Annotated in this window: 22 protein-coding genes; 15 read left to right on the top strand and 7 right to left on the bottom strand. The window is 55.1% G+C overall.

The window, feature by feature from the left end; all coding sequences use genetic code 11:
* Positions 1-54: 54 nt before the first annotated feature.
* The 7 genes from CTZ24_RS10055 (at position 55) to CTZ24_RS10025 (ending at position 7,138) form a co-directional block, all read left to right on the top strand.
* Entirely contained in the window at positions 55-1,179 is a 1,125-nt protein-coding gene (locus CTZ24_RS10055; RefSeq protein WP_208725470.1) for a porin, read from the top strand.
* 16 nt (positions 1,180-1,195) lie between these two features.
* Entirely contained in the window at positions 1,196-1,732 is a 537-nt protein-coding gene (locus CTZ24_RS10050) for an NADPH-dependent FMN reductase (protein ID WP_021183239.1), read from the top strand.
* Between the two features lie 179 nt (positions 1,733-1,911).
* Complete coding sequence (locus CTZ24_RS10045) at positions 1,912-2,727, top strand: ABC transporter substrate-binding protein (RefSeq protein ID WP_208725468.1); 816 nt, start codon at positions 1,912-1,914, stop codon at positions 2,725-2,727.
* Positions 2,728-2,750: 23 nt separating this feature from the next.
* Positions 2,751-4,259 carry an amino acid ABC transporter permease/ATP-binding protein gene (locus tag CTZ24_RS10040; RefSeq protein ID WP_021183241.1) on the top strand — a complete coding sequence of 503 codons (1,509 nt, stop codon included), beginning with the start codon at positions 2,751-2,753 and terminating at the stop codon, positions 4,257-4,259.
* Positions 4,260-4,268: 9 nt separating this feature from the next.
* Entirely contained in the window at positions 4,269-4,991 is a 723-nt protein-coding gene (locus CTZ24_RS10035) for a GntR family transcriptional regulator (RefSeq protein ID WP_208725467.1), read from the top strand.
* The gene (locus CTZ24_RS10030) at positions 4,991-5,827 is read left to right on the top strand and encodes an urea carboxylase-associated family protein (RefSeq protein ID WP_208725466.1); all 837 of its coding nucleotides are present in this window, start codon (positions 4,991-4,993) and stop codon (positions 5,825-5,827) included. Before CTZ24_RS10035 ends, CTZ24_RS10030 begins: the two co-directional genes overlap by 1 nt.
* Positions 5,828-6,244: 417 nt before the next feature.
* Positions 6,245-7,138, top strand: a complete 894-nt coding sequence (locus CTZ24_RS10025) for a hypothetical protein (protein ID WP_208725465.1) — start codon at positions 6,245-6,247, stop codon at positions 7,136-7,138.
* A 52-nt stretch (positions 7,139-7,190) separates the two neighbouring features.
* On the opposite strand, the gene CTZ24_RS10020 is transcribed toward CTZ24_RS10025, so the two are convergent.
* From CTZ24_RS10020 to CTZ24_RS09995, 6 genes are all read right to left on the bottom strand, one after another.
* Complete coding sequence (locus CTZ24_RS10020) at positions 7,191-7,550, bottom strand: cupin domain-containing protein (protein WP_208725464.1); 360 nt, start codon at positions 7,548-7,550, stop codon at positions 7,191-7,193.
* 185 nt (positions 7,551-7,735) lie between these two features.
* Complete coding sequence (locus tag CTZ24_RS10015) at positions 7,736-8,419, bottom strand: GntR family transcriptional regulator (RefSeq protein ID WP_021183246.1); 684 nt, start codon at positions 8,417-8,419, stop codon at positions 7,736-7,738.
* A gap of 45 nt (positions 8,420-8,464) precedes the next feature.
* A complete protein-coding gene (hydA, locus tag CTZ24_RS10010) occupies positions 8,465-9,880 on the bottom strand; it encodes a dihydropyrimidinase (RefSeq protein ID WP_208725463.1) in 1,416 nt (471 codons plus the stop codon).
* On the bottom strand, positions 9,877-10,626 hold the full coding sequence (locus CTZ24_RS10005; RefSeq protein ID WP_021183248.1) for an amino acid ABC transporter permease: 750 nt from the start codon (positions 10,624-10,626) through the stop codon (positions 9,877-9,879). Before CTZ24_RS10005 ends, hydA begins: the two co-directional genes overlap by 4 nt.
* A 17-nt stretch (positions 10,627-10,643) precedes the next feature.
* Positions 10,644-11,474, bottom strand: coding sequence for an ABC transporter substrate-binding protein (locus CTZ24_RS10000; RefSeq protein WP_208725462.1), 831 nt, complete (start codon positions 11,472-11,474; stop codon positions 10,644-10,646).
* A gap of 36 nt (positions 11,475-11,510) precedes the next feature.
* Entirely contained in the window at positions 11,511-12,407 is an 897-nt protein-coding gene (locus tag CTZ24_RS09995) for a dihydrodipicolinate synthase family protein (RefSeq protein WP_021183250.1), read from the bottom strand.
* An 88-nt stretch (positions 12,408-12,495) separates the two neighbouring features.
* Between CTZ24_RS09995 and CTZ24_RS09990 the strand changes: the two genes are divergently transcribed.
* The 8 genes from CTZ24_RS09990 to CTZ24_RS09955 all read left to right on the top strand — a co-directional run bounded on the left by CTZ24_RS09990 (position 12,496) and on the right by CTZ24_RS09955 (position 22,909).
* Entirely contained in the window at positions 12,496-15,453 is a 2,958-nt protein-coding gene (locus CTZ24_RS09990; protein ID WP_208725461.1) for an FAD-dependent oxidoreductase, read from the top strand.
* Complete coding sequence (locus tag CTZ24_RS09985; protein WP_208725460.1) at positions 15,446-16,678, top strand: M20/M25/M40 family metallo-hydrolase; 1,233 nt, start codon at positions 15,446-15,448, stop codon at positions 16,676-16,678. The genes CTZ24_RS09990 and CTZ24_RS09985 overlap by 8 nt, the downstream gene beginning before the upstream one ends.
* Positions 16,675-17,403: an amino acid ABC transporter ATP-binding protein gene (locus tag CTZ24_RS09980; protein ID WP_021183253.1), complete on the top strand. Its 729-nt coding sequence runs from the start codon at positions 16,675-16,677 to the stop codon at positions 17,401-17,403. Before CTZ24_RS09985 ends, CTZ24_RS09980 begins: the two co-directional genes overlap by 4 nt.
* 17 nt (positions 17,404-17,420) lie before the next feature.
* Positions 17,421-18,353 carry a LysR family transcriptional regulator gene (locus CTZ24_RS09975; protein WP_208725459.1) on the top strand — a complete coding sequence of 311 codons (933 nt, stop codon included), beginning with the start codon at positions 17,421-17,423 and terminating at the stop codon, positions 18,351-18,353.
* A 189-nt stretch (positions 18,354-18,542) separates the two neighbouring features.
* Complete coding sequence (locus CTZ24_RS09970) at positions 18,543-19,754, top strand: MFS transporter (RefSeq protein ID WP_208725458.1); 1,212 nt, start codon at positions 18,543-18,545, stop codon at positions 19,752-19,754.
* A 44-nt stretch (positions 19,755-19,798) separates the two neighbouring features.
* A complete protein-coding gene (locus tag CTZ24_RS09965) occupies positions 19,799-21,298 on the top strand; it encodes an amidase (RefSeq protein WP_208725457.1) in 1,500 nt (499 codons plus the stop codon).
* An 11-nt stretch (positions 21,299-21,309) separates the two neighbouring features.
* Positions 21,310-21,657, top strand: a complete 348-nt coding sequence (locus CTZ24_RS09960; RefSeq protein WP_021183257.1) for a RidA family protein — start codon at positions 21,310-21,312, stop codon at positions 21,655-21,657.
* 4 nt (positions 21,658-21,661) lie between these two features.
* Entirely contained in the window at positions 21,662-22,909 is a 1,248-nt protein-coding gene (locus CTZ24_RS09955) for an NAD(P)/FAD-dependent oxidoreductase (protein ID WP_208725456.1), read from the top strand.
* Between the two features lie 142 nt (positions 22,910-23,051).
* Here the strand turns inward: CTZ24_RS09955 and CTZ24_RS09950 are convergent, their stop codons facing one another.
* A complete protein-coding gene (locus CTZ24_RS09950; protein ID WP_208725455.1) occupies positions 23,052-23,978 on the bottom strand; it encodes a LysR family transcriptional regulator in 927 nt (308 codons plus the stop codon).
* Positions 23,979-24,041: the final 63 nt, after the last annotated feature.

Below are 24,041 nucleotides of genomic sequence, written 5' to 3'. Positions count from 1 at the left end.
CTTTTTTTCCATCCCCCTCAGATAATTGACGCGTTTCTTTCAGGGGAGGGGTAAATGAAGCTCACAACACTGGCGCTGTTAGCACCGTGGATTTTTATCGGCAGCCACGCCTCAGCAGCCGAAATTTATAACAAAGATGGCAACAAATTAGACTTATATGGACTCGTGTCCGGCTTGCGCTATTTTAGCGATGATAAAAGTCAGGACGGCGATCAATCCTATATGCGCGTCGGCTTCAAAGGGCAGACACAGATTTCTGATCTGCTTATCGGCTATGGACAATGGCAAAGCCAGTTCAATACCAATCAGGCCGAAAGTGAAAGCGACTCGATGTTCACTCGCCTGGGGTTTGCCGGGATCAAAGCCGGTAAATATGGTTCCTTTGACTATGGGCGCAACGTCGGGGTGTTATACGATGCACTCAGCCTGACCGATATGCAGCCCGAGTTTGACGCCCTGACCTACAATACCGACCAGTTTATGTTCCGGCGCGGCAACAGCCTGGCGACATACCGCAATACCGGTTTCTTTGGTGCGGTTCAGGGGCTGGATTTTACCCTGCAATATCAGGGTAAAAATGATGGCGGTGGAGAACCCGGCGCGCGCGATGTCCTGCGACAAAATGGCGACGGCTACGGGATGTCGGTTGCCTGGGCGTTTGGCGATGGCTTTAAAGCCGTCGGTGCCTTTACCCATTCCGACCGCACCCGCGAGCAGAACAGCACCGCCAGCGGCATCATGGGGCGGGGCGATCATGCGGAAGCTTACTCGGCCGCACTGAAATATGATGCGCATGGCTGGTATGTCGCCACCATGTACACCCAGGCGTACAACGCTTCACGCTTTGGTTCCCGCAGCGGTTCTGACATCTATGGCTATGCCAACCAGTCGCAAATCTTCGAAGTTTTTGCTCAATACACCTTTGACTCAGGCTTTGTTCCGTTTATCGCCTATAACCAGGCTCGGGCTAAAGATCTCGGTCTGGCGGGCAATGGCAAGCTGTATGGCAATCAGGATCTGGTGAGATTTGTCGATTTCGGTACGTCATATCTTTTCAATCAAAATATGCTCGCCTATGTCGACTATAAGCTGAACCTGATCGATAGCAGCGATTTCACAACCGCAGCGGGTGTCTCCACTGACGATGTCCTCGCCATCGGTCTGGTGTATCAGTTTTAACGTTAAGGAGAAAACGATGAAGTTTGTCACATTAACCTGTAGTTTGCGCAGTGGTTCGGTGAATGCCGCCATCGCCAGTACCTTACCGGAACTGGCTCCTGAGGGCGTGGTGTTTGAGGCACTGGGCTCGCCTGGCGAATTCCCGCATTACAGCATGGACACCGAAATGGCCGGATTCCCGGCGGCGGTGGTCGCGATGGCTGAACAGATTAAGCAGGCCGATGGTCTGGTGATCATTACGCCGGAATACAACCATTCGATACCGGGTTTGCTGAAAAACGCACTCGACTGGTTGTCACGGGTCAATCCCCAGCCACTGGCCGGGAAACCGGTGCTGATTCAATCCGCTTCGCCGGGCAAATTAGGCGGGGTGCGGGCGCAGATGCATCTGCGGCAAATCCTTGGCTATTTCGACGCCAAAGTTCTGAATAAGCCAGAAGCGATGATCGGCGATGTCGGCCATAAGGTGATTGACGGTGTGCTGGTGGATGAAGACACCAAACGCTTCCTGACACGGCAACTGGTGGCCTTTACCGAGTTTGCCGGACACTAATTTTCGTCAATGATGGGTTATGTTGGTGCATAACCCCTGATTTCCTGCCCCATATTGGTTCAACCCCGCCTCCGTTTTTCAACTGCGCCGGTTCTTTCTGACATGAATTATCAGCAAAGATAAAACTGGCACACTTAATGCTTAGTCATTGTTGAACAAACAACACCAGAGGCTCCACTATGAAAACGATGTTACGCATGGCCTGTCTTGCCGCACCTGTGTTTTTCAGCGTGGCCCAGGCTGCCACCCTTGTACCCGGTAGTCTGACCATTGGCTCTGACCTGACGTATCCGCCGTATAACTTCCTCAAACAGGATAAACCAGCGGGCTTTGATGCCGAGTTTATTGACCTGATCGCCTCACCGATGAAACTCAAGCCGGTGGTGAAGGACACCCGTTTTGCCAGCCTGATCCTCGGTCTGAAAAGCAACAAATTCGACGTCGTGGCTTCCACGCTTTACGTCACGCCTGAACGGGCGCAGCAGGTGGATTTCCTGCCGTATATGAAGACCGGGGGTTCGCTGCTGGTGACCGCCAGCTCCAGTTTTGCTCCGCAGAAACCGGAAGATCTGTGCGGTAAGCGGGTAGCATCGATCAAAGGCGGAGCCTGGATCGCCCGGTTGAATAAGGTGTCTGTTGACTACTGTCAGCCTAAAGGGCTGGGGGCTATTTCGGTACGTGAATTCCCGACCTCGCCGGAAGCCACTCAGGCTTTGCTGTCAGCCGCGGTGGATGTGCAGTACGAAGATGCTGCCGTCGCCAAAGCCACCGTCGAAAAAACCGGTAACCGCCTGAAAATCTCTTCTCAGCAGATGATTTATCCCGTGGTGGTGGGGCTGGCGGTGAATAAAGACAATCCACAGCTGTTGAGCGCGCTGAAAGCCTCGTTTGCACAGAAGGTGAGCGACGGTAGCTATCGAGCGCTGTTGCAGAAATACAACCTGCAAATGCCGGATGCCGATGAAACCGCCAAAGCGCTGGCAGGCACGCTGTAACAAGGGTTAGCACTGGAGGAAGCATGCAATTTGACTGGCCTTACCTGATAAGTTTATTTCACTACGCAGACTTCTGGCGGGCCAGTTGGCTGGTGGTACAACTCAGTGTGCTGACCTGGTTAGGCGGAATCGTGCTGGGGCTGGGAGTCGCGCTGGCAAAACAGTCGCGCAATGCCGTGCTGCGTAACGCTGCTGCCTGTTACATCTGGCTGTTCCGCAGTTTGCCACTGTTGGTGCTGCTGATTTTTATCTTTAACCTGCCGCAAATTTTCCCGGCAACCAGCGGCGTGCTTTCTAACCCATTCGCCGCCGGTTTGCTGGCGTTGATTATCAGCGAAACCGCTTATATCGCTGAGATTCACCGTGGTGGCTTGCTGTCCGTGCAGCGTGGGCAGTTTGAAGCGGGCAGGGCGTTAGGACTCAACAACGCCCAGATCCGTTTGAGCATCATCATTCCCCAGGCATTACGCATCTCACTGCCAACGCTGGTGAACGAGTTTATCACCATCGTGAAGATGACCTCGTTGGTGTCGGTGATCTCGCTATCAGAAATTCTGATGGTGGGTGAGCGTCTGTATACCGACAACTTCAAGGTGATGGAAACGCTGCTGGCGGTGGCCTGTTACTACGTTCTGATTGTCACCCTGTTCGAACGGCTATTCGGCTGGCTGGAGCGTCGTTGGGATGTGCAGAATCGCACCCCGGCAGCTTTTGATGTCGCCCAGGCCAGAGCCCGTTTACCGGCTCCGCAGGTGCAGACACGTAAAAGCCATAGCGCGTCAGCCAAACCGATTCTGCAATTAACCGGCCTGAGCAAAGCCTTTAATGGCAAGACGGTGCTGCGGGATATCAACCTTAGCGTCCAGCCCGGCGAAGTGATCTCAATTATCGGTCCTTCAGGCTCCGGCAAAACCACCTTGATCCGCATGGTCAATGGTCTGGAGACGATGGACCAGGGCAGCGTGGAACTGCTGGGGCAAGAATTTATCCGTGCCGGTCAGCGTGAAAATGCCTTGCCTTATCGGGCGCAGATCACCCGACTTGGCATGGTATTCCAGGGCTTCAATCTGTTCCCGCACAAAACGGTGCTGGAGAACCTGATGTTGGCTCCGCGTCTGCACAACCTCGATAGCCGTGAAGATCTGCATCAACGCAGTCTGGCGATGCTGGATAAAGTCGGCATGTTGGAACATGCCACCAAATATCCGCATCAGTTATCCGGCGGCCAGCAGCAGCGAGTGGCGATTGCACGTACTCTGGTGATGAAACCGGCGGTGGTGTTATTTGATGAGCCGACCTCCGCGCTGGACCCGGAGCGCGTCAGCGAAGTGTTGCAGGTGATTGAAAAGCTGGCAGAGGAGGGGATTACCATGCTGATCGTCACCCATGAGATGAAGTTTGCTTTTGCCATTTCTGATCGTGTGGTGTTTATGGAGCAAGGGCGCATTGAAATTGACGCTTCACCGGCTGAGATTCGTCAAATGCGCGATCACCGCATCTTCCGTTTTATTGACGATATGGCCACGGCCTGAGGGCAAAGCATGAAAGGTTTTGCCGGAGAAACCCGTACCTTAACCATTGAAATTCCAGAACATCTTGATCTATCGGGTTTGCCTGCCTTTGAGCGGATTTCGATTTTGCTGCGAGAAAATATCATCAGCGGCAACCTGGTTGCGGGACAGGCATTGGCGGAGATCGAACTGGCAGCGTTATGCGATAGCTCGCGTAACACGCTTCGCGAAGCGCTGCGCTTTTTACATGGCGAAGGGCTGGTGAATTATCACCAGAATCGCGGGGTGTTTGTTCGTCAGCTCGATAAGCGCGATGTGCGTGACATTTTCAAGGCGCGTCGGCATCTGGAAGTACTGGCGCTGACGGTCAACAGCCCGATCAGTGATTTTCACCTGGCGCGTATGGCGCAGCATCTGGATAACGCCGCCCAAGCTGCGGCGAACGAGGCGTGGCGCAGCGTCGGTACCCACAGTCTGCGTTTTCATCAAAGCATCGTGCAGATGCTGGGTTGTGCGCGTTTTAATGATTTTTTCAGCGTGCTGCTGGCGCAATTACGTCTGCTGTTTTGCAGCGGAGCCGGCGAACGTGACTTTCAGTTGCCGTGGATTGCGCGTGACCGCGAAATCCTGGCATTACTGAGCCAACAACAAAGTGAGGCGGCGTGTCGTGCGCTGATTGACTATCTCGATTACTCGGAGCGTCAACTGACCGCCACCTTTAGCCATCCTCTTTCTCAAGGAGAATCATACTGATGTCGAATTATCCTGCCGCTTATCAGAGCACATCCGGCTCTGCACTGGATGTTGATCGCGCGTTTTATCAGGCGCTGGCCGAAGGGCCACGCGAGTTGACCGCATCCCATTTGATCCCGATCCGTACGGGTTTTGCCTGGGAAGTCCCGGCCGGACATCTGTTCCGTATCACCACGCCAGAAGGCCCGCAGGTAGGGGATTTGAATATCTGGAACCGCCGCGATCCGCGTGAAAGAATGTGGGTTTCCCGCACACGCCAGCTACAACGGGCGCATCTTTCTACTTATGATCGTCTGTGGTCAAACTTGCCGTTTATCCGGCCTATGGCGACCATTACCGCAGATTCACTGGCGGATTATGGTATCGATAGCGACGGTGGGCGCGTGCATGATCTGCTGGGCACACGTTGCGATCCTTATGTTAACAAGCTGCTGACCGGTGAGGATTTTGATTTCCATTGTCATTCAAACCTGGTGCGTGCCGTGCAGCCGTGGGGGCTGACGGAATTTGATGTTCATGATGTGATGAACGTTTTCCAGTGCACTGGTCTGAATGATGATGACCAATATTTTATGAAAGCCTGTCCGGCGCAGAAAGGCGACTACCTTGAGTTCTTTGCCGAGATCGATCTGTTATGCGCGCTGTCAACCTGTCCGGGTGGCGATCTGTCATTGCCAATGTGGGGTGATGAAGCAGAGGATACGCTGAAAGTGTGCCGTCCGTTGGGGGTAGAAATCTATAAACCGCAGGAAGCGTTACTGACAAACTGGAAGCCATCAGAATCGCCGAATTATCGGGGTAATCATGGTATGCAGTTGAAGCCAGTGAGCTGGTAATTGCCACAAGCAAGAGCCAGCCGCGGGGGCTGGTTCTTAACATAATCTGAATTTCTGGTCTGGGGATAAAATCACGATCAATGGCGCATAATGTATATTATGTTAAATGCGATATCCGGCTAACCCCGCAACGCCACCCCATCCCGTAGCGGCGCGATTTATCGCGCAGGTTTTACGTCACCACTGCTGGATGATGCGCGATAAATCGCGCCGCTACGAAATAACCGGAACACACCTGGCAGCGCTACGCAAAATCTCCCGCCCAATCCCCCTGCGCTTCTCTCAGAATTCACGTAGCGATGCCTGATCTAAACCTTATATCTCATCACTTCCCTGATATTTTTCTGAACGGCAATGGAGACAACTCATCCTCATGCTATGTTTTCATGTCTCGACATAAACCAATGGAGAAAAATAATGAGGTCATCATTTCAATTCCTCCTGATGCCCCTTTTGGCTGTTACACGTATTGCCAGTCAGCCCAATGAGAATAATGATGGCAATATGGTTTCATCTATGAAGTTTATAAATAATGATCGTGGTAACAGCATGGTGTCTAATCAGGGCGTGGCTTCCTGCTCCACATCATATTCCGAATTTATTAAGTCTTTTGGTATGCCCCAGGATGTTTGCGAACAAAACATTAAAACCAGCCAGGAATGGTTGTCGCGTAAAGAGTCAGCAAAAGTTGACGCAACGTCAGGCATCCTGAAAAAAGCCAATAAAATAGTAGAAAATGAGATAACGCAGCGCTGCGCCAGGTCAACAAAAAATGAAAGGGATATCTTAACCACCGCAATACGACATAAGACAATAGCCTGTGATACCTTACGGGAAATCATTAGCGAAATAAAAAACGTCAGACTCACCAACGTCAGGCTTCCTGACGGGGAAATTGTAAATGCCAGTCCGGACTTAAAAAGCATCTCATTCGAAAGATGTTTCAACACCGCAGGCGATGAAATTAATAATAAAATACTGGAATGCAGGAAATACCTTCAGACATTCAAAGCGAATAATAAGTATGGCGACCAGTCCATTGTAAAACAAAACAATGTTTTCATAAATAATATTATCGATGACCTTGATTTATTGGAGAATCTATTTCGACAAGTTGAAAGTAAGGAGGCGGATATCGTGAGCAATTTACAGAGGCATTGCAACAGTGAAAGATTTAGTCCCGTCTGGGATCAATTCGACGCTGCTACACTCACGCTTAACAAGCTAAATAAGGTTGTTACCCAACTGGAAGAGAATCTCCAGTCGTTAAACACCCTCGTCATCCCACCTCCTGGCCCAATACGGGCGTAATCCCCTCGCCCACTTCCGGCGCGATCAATCGCGCCGTTACCCATCAGTGCAATTACGCAGTAGCATCAAAAATCACATACAACTTACGCATTGGCGTCTCCATCACCCAGGTGCCCTGCGTGTTGGCTTCAAAGAAAAAGCTGTCGCCCGGTTTGAAGGTTAAAGTGGCCTCACCGTCTGGCGTAAAGCTGCCAATCCCTTCGAGGAAATGCATGACCTCCGCCTGTTTCACGCCACGACGATAGCTTCCCGCGGTGCAGGCAAAGATGCCGCAATCAATGTCTTCCTTACCAGCAATCACCGTCTGAATACCGGAAAGCTGAATGGCGGCAGTGCCGGGTAAACCCTCAACGCTGCCCCAATCTTCCAACTGTTTAATGGCCGCTGGCTGCGTTAATTTTTGCACTTTCATATAAAAAATTTCCTCATTTTCAACTTGTTAGGCTGAAGTCAGCTTAAACAATGCATGCGCGAAATGGCGGCAGTTTTCACGCGCCAGAAGAAACTTTTGGGTGTAAATCCGCAGGGGTTTAGCAGAAACTTTTGTCAGGCGACAAAAAAGTCATAGCCGTCAAGCTATGACTTTATCAATGGCGTTTACAGCGAAGAGATTACGTCAGTGCGCAGGTTAATGATGTGCTTACGAATTGAGGCGAGGCTTTTTTCCCGGTCGCCTTCACGCATGGCATTCAACAGATCAAGGTGCTCAGCGTGATTTTCCTGCTGCCGGTGCAACGGGCTGTGCAGACGAAACAGACGCACGTTCACCCGCAATCCCTTCAATACCTGCGCCAGCACCAGATTGCCGCTGGCTTCGGCAATGGTGTTATGCAGCTTTTCATCGAAGCGCCAGTAAAGATGCTCCTGCTCAGTTTCGCTGGCGATCAACTCCTGCAACTCTTTAATCAGGTTGTCGAGGGTGGCGGCACTGATTTTGTCCAGCGCCTTACCCACCGCCTCTGCCTCCAGCACCTCACGCAGCGCCATAGTATCCAGATACTCTTTGATATCGATGGTGCGCACGGTATAAGAACGGGCACCGCGGCGTTCCAGCAGATTTTCACCTGCCAGGCGCACCAGTGCCTCACGCATCGGCGTGCGGGATACCTGTAACTCTTCCGCCAGGCGCGACTCCAGCATTTCACTGCTGCCGGGGATCTTACGCTCCAGAATTAACTCTTTCAGCAATGCATAAACCTGTTCAGACAGACTGGCTGATTTCATATACAACGGCTTCGCAGCCATAATCGCAGCAAGAGTATGATCCTGATAGTCGGTCATCTTTATGCAGTTTCCAGGAGTAAAATTGGGTGTGAGTTTACCGGATTATCCTCTCACAGGGAAAGGCACCGCGCAGGGCAGAAACGCCCCACTGCCCGCTCTGCCGTGATATTGCCCTTCTGACCAGACTTTTTCACCGCGCGAAAGCGTGAGGGCGGGCCACGCCTGCACCCGTTTGCCTTCATACGGAGTGTGATCAGCATTGGTATGCAAATCATTGTTAGTAATGGTTTTATCGAGATCGGTATCCCAGATAACCAGGTCCGCATCTGAACCCACCGCGATGCTGCCTTTCTGCGGATAAAGTCCGTAGAGTTTTGCCGGTGCGGTGGCGGTCAAATCGACAAAACGCTGTGCCGAGATACGGTTTTGCAATACGCCTTCACTCATCAACAGCGGCAAACGCGTTTCCAGCCCGGCAATACCGTTCGGCACCAGGTCGAAAGAGGCATTGTCGCCGTGTAATTTCTTGCCGCGAGGATCATCAAAATTAAACGGGCAATGATCCGAGGAAAAAATAGTGAAGGTGCCGTTGGCTAAGGCATTCCACACCGCATTCTGACTATCGGTATCCCGCGGTGGCGGGCTACAAATGCATTTCGCGCCGTGGAAACTGTCATCAATACCGAGATCTTCAGCGGTCAGAAACAAATATTGCGGGCAGGTTTCGGAGAAAATATTGATGCCCTGACCCCGCGCCCAGTAAATCTGTTCTATGGCGGCGCGGCTTGATACATGAACTAACAGAATTGGCACATCAACCAACTCCGCCAGAGAAATAGCGCGGTGCGTCGCTTCGCGCTCACCAATGGGCGAATGCGCCAGCGCATGATAACGCGGTGCAGTTTTCCCCTGTTTTTTCAGTCGTTCCGTCAGCCAACTGATGCAATCATCATTCTCTGCGTGAATCATCGAAATCGCACCCGCCTCGCGTGCGGCTTCCAGCACATTGAGGATGTGATGATCGGTCAGTTTTAACGCGTCATACGTCATATAAATCTTGAACGAGGTATAACCCTGCGCAATCACTTCCGGGATCTCGTCAATCACCGCCTGGCTGGCATCGGTAATAATGACGTGGAACGCATAATCGATACTGGCTTTGCCTTCCGCCCGTTGATGATAATCGGCGATCGCCTGCTTCAGGCTCTGCCCCTTAAACTGCATGGCGAACGGAATGATGGTGGTGGTGCCGCCACAGGCTGCTGAACGGGTACCGCTGATAAAGTCATCGGCCCCCACCGAGCCATCGGTGGAAGGTTGGTCGAGATGGCAATGGGCATCGACACCCCCAGGCGTCACCATGCGGCCTTCAGCATCAATCACCTGCTGTGCCTGCGCGGCATCCAGCTCAGCCGCGATCACGCTGATGCGGCCATTATGGATACCAATATCACCCCGATAGCGTTCGGATGCCGTCACGATATCGGCATTTTTCACAATCAGATCAAAGGATTTCATGGCTGCGTCTCCCTGGTGTAAGCGCTGGACACTTCTTTAAAGCTCGGCTGTGCCGGTTCACTGGTGTGGGTGGCACTCTGGTAGGCTTTGGCGTAATGACGTTCGATCTTGCGCTGAATAAAGTCCCACAAGGTGGTGAGGAGCAGGTAATAGGTGGCGGCAACCATAAATAGCTCCAACACCATGAACTGTTCCTGCATCAGGATTTGCGTACGACGTAACAACTCCTCCACGGAAATCACCGAGGCAATCGAGGTGGTTTTCAGTAACCCGTTAAAACTGTTCCCCAAAGAGGGCAGAATTAAGCGCATGGTTTGCGGGAAAATCACATAGCGCGCCACATTCAGATGGTTAAAACCAAGCGCTTTGGCAGCATTGATTTGCCCTTTCGGCAACGCCTGCACACCACCGCGAATGATCTCCGCCAGGTAAGCGGCTTCATTCAATACCAGGCCCATCACCACCGCCTCAATCACGCCAAAGCGGATACCGATTTGTGGCAGGCCGGTATAGATAATAATCAGCTGCACCAGTAACGGCGTGCCGCGAAAAACCCAGATATAAGCCCGTGCGATCTGATTAATCCAGGACCAGGGCGAGAGCCGGGCAAAGGCCAGTAATATTCCCAGTACCAGCCCGCCAGCCATACCCGCCAGGGTTAACAGGACGGTGTTCACCGCCCCCATGAAAATGAAATAGTTGGTGAGATAATGGAAGTACCCTTCCCAGCTCCAGCCCTGAATCATAATGAAATTTCCTTCGCTTAAGAGTTAGGACCCTGAACACTAAAGGTTCCGGTGATCATCTTCGCGCCATACTTATTAAACAGCGCAGGTAAGCTGCCATCGGCATTCATCTGGTTCAGCACTTTGGCGGTGGCGTCAGCCAGATGGGCATCTTTAAAGGCGATGGCCACCGGCGTGGGTTCGAGGCCAGAGAGCACCTGTTTGAACATGCCTTTGTGCTGATAATCGGCTGCGACTGCATCGATACTGATCACCGCGCTCACCTGTTGTGCACGCAATGCCTGGAACGCCACGGTAAAGTTATCAAAGGTATGGATATCTACCGGTTTCAGGCCTTTCGCTTCCAGTTCTTTGCTGATCTTACGGATGGTAGTCTCTTCAAAGCCGCCGATTTCTACCCCGACGCTTTTACCTGCCAGATCTTCAACCTTCTGGATCTTGCCGCTATCGGCGGGTGCCACCGAAACGCTGATGGCCTGGCTTTCATACGGGATCATGTACATCATTTTGGCGCGCGCCGGGGTGAAGAAAATGCCGGTGTTGATCATGTCCCAGCGGCCACCCTGCAAACCGGGCACCATTGCGGAGAATTCGATGCGGGTATAGTCAGGTTTCAGGCACAGGCGCCTGGCAATCTCCTCGCCCAGCTCAATACGCATTCCTTTTAATTGTCCTTCACCGTCAACATATTGCAGTGGCGGCAGTGTCGGGTTGGTGGACATTTTTAACTCACCCGCGGTCACCAGCGTTGCGCCCTGCACCGGGGTACAGGCGGCAAAACTGGTCTGTGCAAACAGGCTACCGGTCAGAAGAGACGCAGCCGCAATCAGGGTTAATTTCGCGTTCATTTACATTCTCCGAATAAGTAACAATCAGGCCGGTTATCAGTGCTTGAAGCTGTTCAGCACGTTGAGTTTTTCTAATTCATGTCGCAGCACCTGTTCCAGGTTGCTGGCAAGCGGCAGACGTGGAGCGCGCGGGATCCCCACCTCCAGTCCCATCATCGCCAGACCCGCTTTGCTGGCGGCCACGTAATGTGGCCCGCCAACGGCACGCACCACGGGCAGAATTTTGTGGTACAGCGCCAGCGCTTCATTGCGGTCAAGACGATCGCACGCGGCTTCAAACATCTGTGCGCATTGCGCCGGTAACAGGTTGGACGCCACCGCCACCCAGCCGCAGGCACCCAGCCAGAAAGATTCGTAACCCAGAATGCCCGCGAAAACGTTCATGCGATCGCCGCACAGTTCGATGATGTCGCGTACACGCGTCACCTCAAGGGTGGATTCCTTGATGTAGCTGACGGTGTCGATTTCCGATAAACGCGCCACGGTTTTCGGCAGCAGATCGACATTGGCGGTGGCCGGGTTGTTGTAAATCATGATCGGAATCGAGATGGCCTCACCCACTGCACGATAATGGGCAAACAACTCGTCTTCGTTCGGGCAGCTATAAAACGGCGGGATAATCATCACGCCATCCGCGCCCATCGCTTCGGCTTCTTTACTCAATTCAACGCATTCCGGCGTCCATTCTGCGCCAGTACCCATCAACACCGGCACACGCCCTCTGGCGGTGCGAATCACCGTTTCGGTGACCAGTTGTCGTTCCTCACGCGTCATGGATAAAAATTCACCGGTACTGCCCAGCGGGATAAGCCCATGAATTCCTTGTTCAATTTGCCAATCGACTAATTTTTCCAGGGCTGGCACGTCAATTGCTAAACCATCCTGAGTAAAGGGGGTAATCAACACCGTATAAGTACCGCGAAACGCTGCCATATTGAGTTCCTTAAGAAAATACTTGATGCATACCGTTTGTATACCGTATACATACTGTATACACAAGCGTTGCTGGATCACAAGCGTTATGGAACTCAAATCACCAAATATCACTCCTGCGGGCGACCGCCTGACCATCTGGTTTGATGGCAAAGCCGTACCGGCGCTGCCTGACGAAACCATTGCTGCTGCCCTTGCGCGGCAAAATATTGTGGCAATCCGCGAGGAAACACCGGGCGAAAAACGCGGCTTATGGTGTGGCATGGGGGCGTGCTACGAATGCGTGGTGCAGGTGGATGGCAAAGGATCGCAACGCAGTTGCATGACGTTAGTGCAGGACGGTATGCAGGTGCACAGCCAGCGCGCCGACCAACCCCCGGCCATTCCTCTGACATCGGTGCCAGACAACATCGCACCGGAAACACGCGAGTACGATTTGCTGGTGCTGGGTGCCGGACCCGCCGGACTTTCAGCCGCCCGCGTCGCGGCCAGTGCGGGTGCAACGGTGCTGGTGATTGATGAGCGACCACAAAGCGGCGGCCAGTTTTTTAAACCGCTGGCCCCTTCTCATACCTTGCACGGCAAAGCGCCGCAGCAGTGGCGTGATGGCGAGCAGTTATTGTCAGCAACCCTGGCAGCCGGGGTTGAGATCCTGCAACAGGCCACGGTCTGGGCCGCCTTCTCCGCACAGGAGATCGGGGTTATCTGGCGTGACACGTCATTATTGATTCGCCCGAAGCAATTGATTATCGCTACCGGTGCGTATGAACGCCCGGTGCCCTTTCCCGGCTGGACTTTGCCTGGGGTGATGACCACCGGCGCAGGCCAGACGCTGGCAAAAGCTTATCGGGTGATCCCCGGCGAAAAAGTGGTGGTAAGTGGCAACGGGCCGCTGAATCTCCAGTTTGCCGCTGAACTGGTTGCCAGCGAAGGTCAGGTGGTTGAGGTGCTGGAACGCGCAGCAAAACCCGGCATCCGCTTGCTGCGCCAGATCCTCACCATGACCAAAGTAGCCCCTGAGTTGTTGCTCAAGGGCCAGTACTATCTCTCCATCCTGAAGAAAAACCGCGTGCCGGTAAGCTGGGGTTATGAAGTGGTTGCCGCACACGGGCAGGATCGCCTCGAACGCATTACCGTAATGCGGGTGGATGCAGCCGGACAACGCATTCCTGGCTCCAGTCGCGAAATCCCGTGCGATGTGCTGTGCCTGGGACACGGTTTTATTCCCTCCACCGATTTAGCGCGTTCGCTGGGTTGTGAACAGCAACTCGCCAGCACACCTTTCAGCACCCCGACGATCAAAACCGACGCCGAGGGCGCAACCAGCGTGACCGGCGTGTACGTTGTCGGTGATGGCGCACGGCTGGGTGGCGCGCAGATTGCCCAGGCTCGCGGTCAGCTGGCCGGTTATCGCGCACTCAGCGCGCTGGGGAAAACGGCGAGCGGCATCGATACGCATAAGTTGAAAAAACAGGTTGCCCGTGCCGAATCATTCCAGCAGGCATTGTGGCAGGTGTACCAGGCACCGCCGGTCACCCTGCAAGCGCAACCCGATGAGACGGTGATTTGCCGTTGTGAAAATATCACCCTTGGCCGCTTGCGCAGCGCGATCCGTCAGGGTATCGACACACCCGCCGCGCTGAAACGTAACCTGCGCGTCGGGATGGGATTATGCCAGGGGCGCACCTGCGCCGGGATGGTGGCGCAACTGGTGAGCGAAATGACCGGGCGTCACCACCACACCGCCGGGTTTTATGCCCCGCGCTTCCCGGTTCGTCCGGTGCCGATCGCCGCGCTGACGTTTGAGAAACAGGAATGGGGCGGCCACAAACCGGCTATCACCCCTAACCTGGCGCGCCCGGTCGAAAATTCACCGATAGCGCCGCAAAAAACGGATGTGCTGGTGATCGGCGGCGGCGTCATGGGCAATTGTCTTGGCTATTACCTTGCCGCTGGCGGCGCGGATACCCTGGTGGTGGAGCGCGACGACATCAATTTACAGGCTTCCGGCGCCAACGCGGGCAGCCTGCATGTCCAGCTGCTGTCGTTTGATTTTGGTGCCAAAGCCGAGCAAGGAGGTGGTCCCGCTGCGCAAACGCTACCACTTGGGCCGCTCTCGGTGCGGCTGTGGCAGGAACTGGAAGCGGCGAGCGGTGAGTCGCTGGAGATCAAAATCACCGGTGGTCTGATGGTGGCGGAAACCGCGCAGGAGATGCGTTTTCTTGAGCAGAAGATCGCGCTGGAACGCCGCTTTGGCATCGACGCGACGCTGCTGGATGCCAGTGAACTGGCACGGCTTTCCCCTCACCTTTCCCCGCAGCTGATCGGCGCTGAATTCTGCCCAATGGAGGGCAAAATCAACCCACTGCGCGCCACTTATGTGGTGAACAAACTGGCGCGTGCCCAGGGGGCACGCTTTCAGCGCGGCACCGATGTGACAGCGATTGAACGCATGTCACATGGCGGGTATCGGGTACAGACCAGCCGTGGCGTGATTGAAGCCCAACGGGTGATTAACGCAGCCGGTGCCTGGGCGGCCAAAGTGGGTGAAATGGTCGGCATCAATGTGCCGGTGAAAGGCGCACCGCTGCAAATGATCGTCACCGAACGTGCCGTGCCGCTGGTCGATCATCTGATTGCCCACGCCGGGCGTCACCTCAGCCTGAAGCAAACCGCCCACGGCAGTTTATTAATTGGCGGCGGCTGGAGCGCGCAATTTAACCCGGCGATGCGCCTGAATCAGCCGTGTCGCGAAAGTATCGAAGGCAATTTATGGGTCGCCAATCGCGTCCTGCCTGCCTTAAGTGGCCTGCATATGGTACGTAGCTGGGCCGGGATGAATATCAATATTGATGGCGCGCCGATCATTGGCGACGTCCCCGGCCTGCCCGGTTTTTACAACGCCGTCACTTCTAATGGTTACACCCTATCGCCAGTGGTGGCCCACAGTCTGGCGCAGCTCATTTTGCGCGGCAGCAGCGACATCGATCTGTCGCCTTTCCACCTTTCCCGTTTCGATAATCACAGGACCGCAGTCAATGAGTAAACAACGTGTCGCCACATGGATTGAAAGTCACTTCTCCCAACAGGTTGAGATGTTAAAACGTCTGGTGCAGACGCCTTCCGACAACCCACCGGGCGATTGCACCCCACATGCGCTGGTCACCGCGCAGCTACTGCGCGACGTTGGACTGGAGGTTGAAACCTTTACCGTGCCAGATGAGGTGGTACTGGCAGCCGGGATGCGCAGCGCCACTAACCTGATCGTGCGCCATCGTTTCGGACCGGGGCCGACGATCGCGCTGAATGCGCACGGCGATGTCGTGCCGCCGGGCGGCGGCTGGAGCAAAGATCCTTACGGTGCGGAAATTGAAAATGGCTGGCTGTATGGACGCGGTGCGGCGGTGTCTAAATCGGATATCACCACCTACACCTATGCCTTGCTGGCGTTGATCCACAGCGGGGCGGCGTTAAACGGCACCATCGAACTGCACATCACATACGATGAGGAGACGGGCGGCGCCACCGGTCCCGGCTGGCTGCTGGAGAATGGCATCAGTAAACCCGATTACGCGGTGTGCGCCGCGCTGAGCTACTTTGTCGTTACCGCACATAATGGGTGTTTGCATCTGGAAATTGCCGTGCAGGGCAAATCCGCCCATGCCGCCTTCCCGTCCAGCGGCTGTGACGCCATTGAAGCCGGTAACCGTTTAATGACCGCGTTGTATCGCTATCGCGACACGCTGGCGGAAAAACATTCTGCGGTAGCGGGTATCGATTCCCCCACGCTGGTGATTGGCCTGGTTGAGGGCGGCATCAACACCAACGTGGTGTCGGATAACCTGGTGATCCGCCTCGATCGTCGCATTATCCCGGAAGAGCAGCCGGAAGCGGTTGAAGCGGAGTTGCTGGCGTTGATTCGGGATGTTGAACAACAGCTCAGCGGTATCACCTGTGATGTGAAACGTATTTTGCTGGCGCGTCCGTTCACCTCATCGCCTGCCAGTATCGAACTGGCGAACATTTTCAGCCAGCAGGCCGAAGCTATCCTGCAAGAACCTATCCCGTTAGTGGGTCTGCCGCTGTATACCGATGCCCGTCTGTATAGTGCCGCCGGTATTCCCACCATTATGTACGGGGCCGGGCCGCGCAGTTTCCTTGAGGCCAACGGACATCGCGCCGATGAGCGCGTACACCTGGATGATTTACATCGTGCCACGCAGATTGTGGCGAACAGCCTGTTAACCCTTTTGCAGGAGAAATCTGCATGATCGCCATTAATAATCTGTCGAAATATTATGGTCAGTTGCCGGTGTTAAAAAATTGCACCCTCAATATCAAAAAAGGCGAAGTGGTGGTGATTTGCGGCCCGTCTGGTTCCGGTAAATCGACCTTAATTAAATGCATCAATGCGCTGGAACCGTTTCAGCGCGGCGAAATCAATGTTGATGGCATGATGTTAAGTGATAAAAAAACCAATCTCACCAGCCTGCGTCAGCAAGTCGGTATGGTGTTTCAGTCGTTCGAGCTGTTTCCACATATGACGGTGCTGGATAATTTGCTGGTGCCGCAGATGCGGATTTTGAAACGCCAGCGCGCGGAGGCGTTAAATAAGGCCCAGGAATTATTGCAACGCGTCGGACTGGAGCGGCACGGCCACAAATACCCGGCGCAGCTCTCGGGCGGTCAGCAGCAGCGTGTGGCAATTGCCCGCGCGCTGGCGATGAACCCTAAAGTGATGCTGTTTGATGAGCCAACCTCAGCGCTGGACCCGGAAATGGTCGCCGAAGTGCTGGCGGTGATGGCGGAACTGGCGGCGGAAGGCATGACCATGTGTTGTGTCACCCACGAACTGGGCTTTGCGCGTAAAATTGCCGATCGCGTTATCTTTATGGACGGCGGCGAAATTATTGAAGATGCTGAGGCAGAAACCTTCTTCACCGCACCGGTATCACCCCGGGCGAGGAACTTCCTCGATCAAATCATCCAACATTAAATAGCACAAGGATCAGCATGAAAGTACGCCACTTGCAGGAAAACTCGGTACGTTACTTCCTTGAAGTGGTGCGCTCCGGCTCACTCAGCCTGGCGGCTCAGAAACTGAATGTCGCCGCTTCGGCGATCAGTCGCCAGATTAGCGGGCTGGAGGATCGGCTGGGCGAAACGCTGTTTGAACGTCGCAAGGAAGGGATGATCCCCACCGCTGCCGGTGAACTGCTGGCGGCGTGGGCGATCCGCACGCAACTGGAAAGTGAAAAAGTGCTGCACGAGCTGGCGGAACTCAATGGATTACGGAAAGGCGAGGTGCGTATCGACAGCTCCGCCGGTTTCAGCGTCGATTTTTTGCCGATGATGATCGCCTCCTTTCGCCGCCACTATCCCGATATCCATTTTCGCCTGCATGTTACCCACGCCGAAGAGGTGGTGCGGCGATTACGCGAGGGGGAAAGCGATCTCGGGCTGACCTTCAGCCAGATCCCGGAAGAGAATATTCACGTTGCCTGGCGTTTGCAGTCACGGCTGGTGGCGGTGATGCCACCGGACCATGTGCTGGCGAAACGCAGCGGCCTGCAATTGTCGCAGCTCAGTGGCTATCCGCTGGGTTTGCCGGAACGGCCGATCATGTTGCGCCGCCTGTTTGACGCTTGCTGTAGCCGCCAGGGCATCACCATCTCCCCGGTGTTTGTCACCAACTCCATCAGCGCCCTGCTGGCTTTTGTGCGTTATGAGCAAGGCATGGTGGTGGCCTCCGAAATGACGGTGCGGGAATATATTCGTACCCATAATTTGTGTGCCGTACCGCTGGTGGGTCAGGATCTGCACGGCATCAATATCGAACTAAATACCCTCGCGGGACGCAGTATGCCGAAAGCGGTAACCGCGTTTATCGATCATTTTATTCGCGAAATGGACGCCTTTCCGTTTATTTCCGCCGTCACATCATAACCGCCACTTATTAAAAATCGCGCTGAGGGGCTGATTTTGCCCCTTCAGGATAACCATGACTTATCATGGCGTTATCTTTGCCTTTTTGATATCGCTGGCGTGAAAAAGTTGAAATGGTGATAACCCTGAACGCATGGCAGGATGAATTTGCGTTGCGAAATTCAATTCACCGGTTATTAAGGAACAGCCATGCGAGATTCATCGTTCTACCGGCACTGGGTGGTTATTTTGCTGTATATCGCCTGGTGTATCGCTTTTATTGATCGCGTTGTCTTGAGTATGGGCGCACCGGCGCTCACCGCTGAGATGCATCTCAGCCCGTCTGAGCTGGGTTTGGTGTTAAGTGTGTTCTATTTTGGCTTCTGGCTGATGCAACTGCCGGGCGGCTGGCTGGCCGATCGCTACGGTGCCAAGATGGTGGTGATTATGGCGATTGGCTTCTGGTCGCTGTTCACCCTGCTGACCGGACTGGCCTGGTCACTGGCCTCGCTGCTGGTGATTCGCCTGCTGTTTGGTCTGGGCGAAGGTGCCTTTCCTTCTGCGGCGATCAAAAACGCGGCGGAAAACTACACCACGGAACAAAAACCGAAAATCACCTCGCTGCTGGTCTCGTCAAATTACATCGGCAGCATGATCGCCCCGCTACTGATTGCCCCACTGCTGCTGCATTTTCACTGGCGTCACACCTTTATGCTGATTGGGATTTTGGGCCTGGCGTTTGTCCTGATATACAGTCTGACGGTGCGTAACACCCCGGCCAGTGACAGTCAGCAACGTAGCCGCATCAACCTGGGTGACGTCAAAAGCGTCATGAAACATCCGCTGTTGTGGAAGATTGCTGCGGTGTGGTTTGGCCTCAGCCTGATCAACAAAGGCCTCGACTCCTGGATGCCGGTGTATCTGATGACGGAACGCCATCTTGACCTCAAAGCCGTCGGCGTATTGTTGCCGATCCCCTATCTGATGGCCGGTATCGCCACTGCCATCGGCGGTTGGGTGATGGTGAAATTCTTCAATGGCCGCGAAAACCTGATGTTGCTGTTCAGCGCGTTATTTACCGCCATTGCCATCGGCTGCATGTACCGGGCGGAAACCCTCACCGGGGTGATTATCGCCCAGGCGTTTACCTACTTCTTTAAATCCTTTGTGCTGGCGATCGCCGTCGCGCTTCCGACCAAAATTCTGGCGCCGCGCATGGTGGGTTCGGGCATCGGGGTGATCAACTTTGGCGGCCAGGCGGCTGGATTTATCGCCCCACTGGCGATCGGCCTGATGGTGCAACATTTCAGCTTCGGGTCGGCATTTCTGTTCCTGATGGGCGCAGCGCTGTTCTCAACCCTGATGAGCCTGACCATCCGCACCGAGAAAACAAGCACCCAGGCAATTATGCCGACTCCGTAACGGCGCGATAAATCGCGCGGGTTTAATTGATAAAGGATCTGACGATGGAAACGTTATGTGATCTCCCGGCGAGCGAAGCCCGTCGGTTAATTGGGGAAAAAAGCATTGCCCCAAGTGAATTACTGGAAAGCTGCATCAACCGTATTGAAGAGGTCAACCCCGCGGTTAACGCGATGGTCGCCTGTGATTTCGCCGCCGCGCGTGCCACGGCACAGGCGCAGGACAAGGCGGTACTGCGCGGCGAACCGCTTGGCCCGCTGCACGGTTTACCGCTCGGCGTCAAAGATATGATTGATGCGGCCGGCCTGCCTACCACCTTTGGCAGCGTGGCGAAGCGCCATAACCTCGCACCCCAGGATGAGCGTCTGGTGGCAGTGCTGCGTGCCGCCGGTGCCAACGTGGTGGGTAAAACCAACGTACCAGAATGGGGTGCAGGCGGTAACTCGCGCAACGCGGTGTATGGCACCACCGGCAACCCGTTCGATACCACCCGTTCAGCGGCAGGATCGTCTGGCGGTTCAGCGGCAGCGTTGGCCTGCGGCATGGTGTCGCTGGCGACCGGTTCCGACACCGGCGGTTCGCTGCGTAACCCGGCGGCGTTTAATGGCGTGGTGGGATTTCGCCCCACGGCAGGTTTGATTCCGGCAGAAAAACGCGGCTGTGCCTGGCTGCAAATCTCCACCCTTGGCCCGATGGGACGCACGGTAGCGGATGCCGCGCTGATGTTAAGCGTGATGCAGGGCGAGGATGCGCGCGATCCGCTCTCCCATGTGGTGCCGGGGCGTCAGCTACGCCAGCCACAGGAGTTTTTCCCGCTACCCACAACCGATTTGTCGTCGCTGCGCCTTGCCTGGAGTAGCGATTTTGGTTTCGCGCCTACTGAGCAAGGCGTTGCTGACAGCTTCCGTCAGAAGATGACGCATATCGCCCCACTGTTCGCCAGTGCCGAGCAAGCGACGCCCGATTGTCACGGCGCAAATGAAGCCTTTGAAACGCTGCGCTCGCTGCTGTTTCTCACCGGCACGCGGGAGCTATATCAGCAGAATCCCCAACTGGTGGGGGAAAATGTTCGGATGAACATTGAGGAAGGCTTGCGCTACAGCGCGCTGAATATTTCCCGTGGGCTGGATCTGCAAACCCAGTTGTATCGTCGTTGGGAAGCCTTCTTCCACGACTATGATTATATGGTGTCACCGGCGGTGACCATCAGCCCGCGTCCGTGGACCGAACTTTACCCGCGAGAAATCAACGGCCAGCCGACGCGCACCTATTATCACTGGCTGGCGTTGGCCTATGTCACCTCGCTGGCGGGGCTGCCTTCCCTCTCCTTACCCGTTGGCAAGGATGCACTGGGAATGCCGTTTGGTTTACAGATTATCGGCAAGCGCGGTGATGACAGCGGTGTACTCCGCGTGGCGCAGGCGCTGGAACAGAAGTTTAAGCACGATTCGCAGTTGGCGCGGCCAGTGCCGGACCTTGACGCACTGCGTCAGGCGCGCCCCATCGCCAGCATGGCGGATTTTTATCTCCCTTTAGGCCAGTAAACGAGGATCGTATGAATTTACCTTTTTCCAAAGTGCGTCTGGTCGGTGACCAGGTGTGGTTATCCGGCGTGATCGGTTTTGAAGAAGATGGCACGCTGGCGGCGGAAGTCAGCCGTCAGACCGACCGCGTCATGTCAACTATCGAAGCCACGCTGCAAGAACAGGGTTGCACGCTGGCGGATATCTTCTCCTGCACCGTTTATTTAACTGACGCGGACTTGTTTGCACCCTTTAACCTGGCTTATGCCAAATGGTTTAGCGATCCATTGCCGGTGCGAACCACGGTACTGGCTGGATTAGTGTTGCAGGAGGCGCTGCTGGAAATTACCGTGGTGGCACAGAAACCCAAAACGGAGTGAAGCGATGGCACATGATGTGTTAGTGCTGGGCGCGGGAATGGTCGGCGTCAGTTGCGCCCTCCACCTGCAACAGCGCGGCTACGATGTGGCGCTGCTGGACCGGCGCGAACCCGGCGAGGAAACCTCTTACGGTAACGCGGGGATCATCCAGCGGGAGGCGGTGCATCCTTACGCCTTCCCGCGTGATATCAAGACGCTACTTAGCGTGGCAGGCAACCGTCGGCTGGATGTACGCTATCATCCGCGTGCCATTCCGGCGCTGGCGTCACCGCTGCTGCGCTACTATGCTCGCTCAGCACCCCGCGCTTATGCCCCGATTGCGGCGGCTTACGCCTCGTTGATTGCGTTGTCGATCGACACCCATGAAGCCCTGCTCGATGCGGCTAATGCCCGCCATCTGTTAGGCGAACGTGGCTGGCTGATGCTGTTTCGCAGCGATAAACAGCGTGATGCGGCCTTTGTTGAGGCTGATAACCTGCTGGCGCTGGGGGTGAATCATCGCAAACTGGATGCAGCCCAACTGCGCGCCACCGAGCCCGCGCTGCGGGCTGAACTGAGTGGTGCGGTGTACTGGAGCGATCCCCTGACGGTGCGCGATCCGGGCGCGTTGGTAAAAGCCTATGCCGCCTTGTTATTTGCTCGTGGCGCAGCCTGGCATCAGGGCAACGCGCAGACGTTGCGTCAGACAACTGAGGGTGGCTGGCAGGTTGATAATCAGCATGGTGAAGCGGTGAAAGCGCGTCAGGTGGTGGTGGCTCTCGGTCCCTGGAGTCCACAGCTTACCGGTGATTTCGGTTACCGTCCGCCGCTGTTTGTGAAGCGCGGCTACCATCAACATTTCCAGCCGGTCGCTGGCGCTACGCCACGTCACTGGATGCTGGATGAAGAGCGCGGCTATCTGGTGGCCCCGATGGCACGCGGGTTGCGTATCACCACCGGGGCGGAACTGGCGCATATTGATGCCCCCGCCACCCCTCATCAGCTCAGAGCGGTGGAACAGGTGGCGCGGCAGTTGTTGCCGCTGGGAGAGGCGGTCGAAGCGGAACCCTGGAAAGGTGCCCGTCCCTGCATGCCGGATATGAAACCGGTAATTGGCGCAGTTCCGGGACAACGCGGCATGTGGTGCGCCTTTGGTCATGGACATCAGGGATTTACCCTCGGCCCGGCCACCGGGATGCTGCTGGCAGAGATGATGCACGGTGAACGCAGCAGCATTGCGATGGAGCCGTTTAGCCCGGCCAGACGCTTCTGAATCCGTCGCGGCGCGATTTAACACTTCACCACTTCCGTCGCGGCGCGATTTATCACTTCACCACTTCCGTCGCGGCGCGATTTATCACTTCACCACTTCCGTAGCTGCGCGATTTATCGCGCGGTTTTTTCTGGCAGCGCGCTCAGAATCGCGCCGCTACCGGGGGGATGGCTTTCAATAACTCCCGCAGAATATTCCTGACCCCGGCCACCGCCGGGTCCCTCAGGCTGTCAGTTCGCCAGGATAACTCGATCGGATAATCGGGTAAGGCAATTGGACAGTGAACCAGCCGCAAATCAAACATCATCGCCATAGCCTGAGCGGCATGGCTGGGTAACGTCACAATCGAGCGCGAACCTTTGATCAGATAAGGCACCGCCGAAAAGTGGGTCGCCGCCGCTTCAACCGTGCGTTTCAGGCCCAGCTCAGCCAACACTTCATCAACGATCCCCACCACGCCCCCCGAAGAGATCAGAATATGTTGCAGTTGGGTGTAGTCACTCAGCGTCAATTCACCGGTTGGCGGTGCAAAGTCCAGTACACAGGCGTAACCATTGACCCCGACCAACTCTTTACTCAACGCCGCCGAGTTGCCACTGCCAGAAGTCACGGCCAAATCGACCATCCGGTTCATCAACATCCCGGCAGCGATGCGGCTGTGAATTTGTCGGAAGATCAGCCGCAGTCCGGGATACGCCTCTGCCACACGGTTGATCAACTGGCGTGCCAGCGCGATTTCATAATCGTCGGACCAGCCTAACACCAGGGTTCTGCCCTCGAATTCCGCCTGTTCCCGCTGCGCCAGCGCCAGACTCTGACGACAGCGATTTAACGCTTCACTGACAATGGGTTTTAATTCCTCCGCACGACGGCTCGGGCGTAAGCCGCGTCCCGTGCGTTCAAACATAGGGTCACCATAAATTTTCCGCAACCGGCCCAGCGCGGCACTGACGGCCGACTGGGTGATGCCAAGACGCAGCGCAGCACGGCTGGCGCTGCCCTCTTCATACAACGCTTCGAAAACTTTAAACAAATTCAGGTCAAGCGACTCGATATTAATTGTATTCATATCTGATAGTCATTTTTGAGGATTGATTCATAGCACTATACCAAGGTATACCTTGGCTTCAAC

This window comes from Pantoea phytobeneficialis (assembly GCF_009728735.1).
In the GTDB taxonomy this organism is placed as follows: domain Bacteria; phylum Pseudomonadota; class Gammaproteobacteria; order Enterobacterales; family Enterobacteriaceae; genus Pantoea; species Pantoea phytobeneficialis.
Note: the sequence above shows the minus strand (reverse complement) of the source record. Positions and strands in the feature narration are given on the sequence as shown.

Bases quoted from the DNA above. Each gene is read 5' to 3' on its own strand.
- CTZ24_RS10055 (WP_208725470.1), top strand. From the start codon at position 55: ATGAAGCTCACAACACTGGCGCTGTTAGCACCGTGGATTTTTATCGGC.
- CTZ24_RS10050 (WP_021183239.1), top strand. From the start codon at position 1,196: ATGAAGTTTGTCACATTAACCTGTAGTTTGCGCAGTGGTTCGGTGAAT.
- CTZ24_RS10045 (WP_208725468.1), top strand. From the start codon at position 1,912: ATGAAAACGATGTTACGCATGGCCTGTCTTGCCGCACCTGTGTTTTTC.
- CTZ24_RS10040 (WP_021183241.1), top strand. From the start codon at position 2,751: ATGCAATTTGACTGGCCTTACCTGATAAGTTTATTTCACTACGCAGAC.
- CTZ24_RS10035 (WP_208725467.1), top strand. From the start codon at position 4,269: ATGAAAGGTTTTGCCGGAGAAACCCGTACCTTAACCATTGAAATTCCA.
- CTZ24_RS10030 (WP_208725466.1), top strand. From the start codon at position 4,991: ATGTCGAATTATCCTGCCGCTTATCAGAGCACATCCGGCTCTGCACTG.
- CTZ24_RS10025 (WP_208725465.1), top strand. From the start codon at position 6,245: ATGAGGTCATCATTTCAATTCCTCCTGATGCCCCTTTTGGCTGTTACA.
- CTZ24_RS10020 (WP_208725464.1), bottom strand. From the start codon at position 7,550: ATGAAAGTGCAAAAATTAACGCAGCCAGCGGCCATTAAACAGTTGGAA.
- CTZ24_RS10015 (WP_021183246.1), bottom strand. From the start codon at position 8,419: ATGACCGACTATCAGGATCATACTCTTGCTGCGATTATGGCTGCGAAG.
- hydA (WP_208725463.1), bottom strand. From the start codon at position 9,880: ATGAAATCCTTTGATCTGATTGTGAAAAATGCCGATATCGTGACGGCA.
- CTZ24_RS10005 (WP_021183248.1), bottom strand. From the start codon at position 10,626: ATGATTCAGGGCTGGAGCTGGGAAGGGTACTTCCATTATCTCACCAAC.
- CTZ24_RS10000 (WP_208725462.1), bottom strand. From the start codon at position 11,474: ATGAACGCGAAATTAACCCTGATTGCGGCTGCGTCTCTTCTGACCGGT.
- CTZ24_RS09995 (WP_021183250.1), bottom strand. From the start codon at position 12,407: ATGGCAGCGTTTCGCGGTACTTATACGGTGTTGATTACCCCCTTTACT.
- CTZ24_RS09990 (WP_208725461.1), top strand. From the start codon at position 12,496: ATGGAACTCAAATCACCAAATATCACTCCTGCGGGCGACCGCCTGACC.
- CTZ24_RS09985 (WP_208725460.1), top strand. From the start codon at position 15,446: ATGAGTAAACAACGTGTCGCCACATGGATTGAAAGTCACTTCTCCCAA.
- CTZ24_RS09980 (WP_021183253.1), top strand. From the start codon at position 16,675: ATGATCGCCATTAATAATCTGTCGAAATATTATGGTCAGTTGCCGGTG.
- CTZ24_RS09975 (WP_208725459.1), top strand. From the start codon at position 17,421: ATGAAAGTACGCCACTTGCAGGAAAACTCGGTACGTTACTTCCTTGAA.
- CTZ24_RS09970 (WP_208725458.1), top strand. From the start codon at position 18,543: ATGCGAGATTCATCGTTCTACCGGCACTGGGTGGTTATTTTGCTGTAT.
- CTZ24_RS09965 (WP_208725457.1), top strand. From the start codon at position 19,799: ATGGAAACGTTATGTGATCTCCCGGCGAGCGAAGCCCGTCGGTTAATT.
- CTZ24_RS09960 (WP_021183257.1), top strand. From the start codon at position 21,310: ATGAATTTACCTTTTTCCAAAGTGCGTCTGGTCGGTGACCAGGTGTGG.
- CTZ24_RS09955 (WP_208725456.1), top strand. From the start codon at position 21,662: ATGGCACATGATGTGTTAGTGCTGGGCGCGGGAATGGTCGGCGTCAGT.
- CTZ24_RS09950 (WP_208725455.1), bottom strand. From the start codon at position 23,978: ATGAATACAATTAATATCGAGTCGCTTGACCTGAATTTGTTTAAAGTT.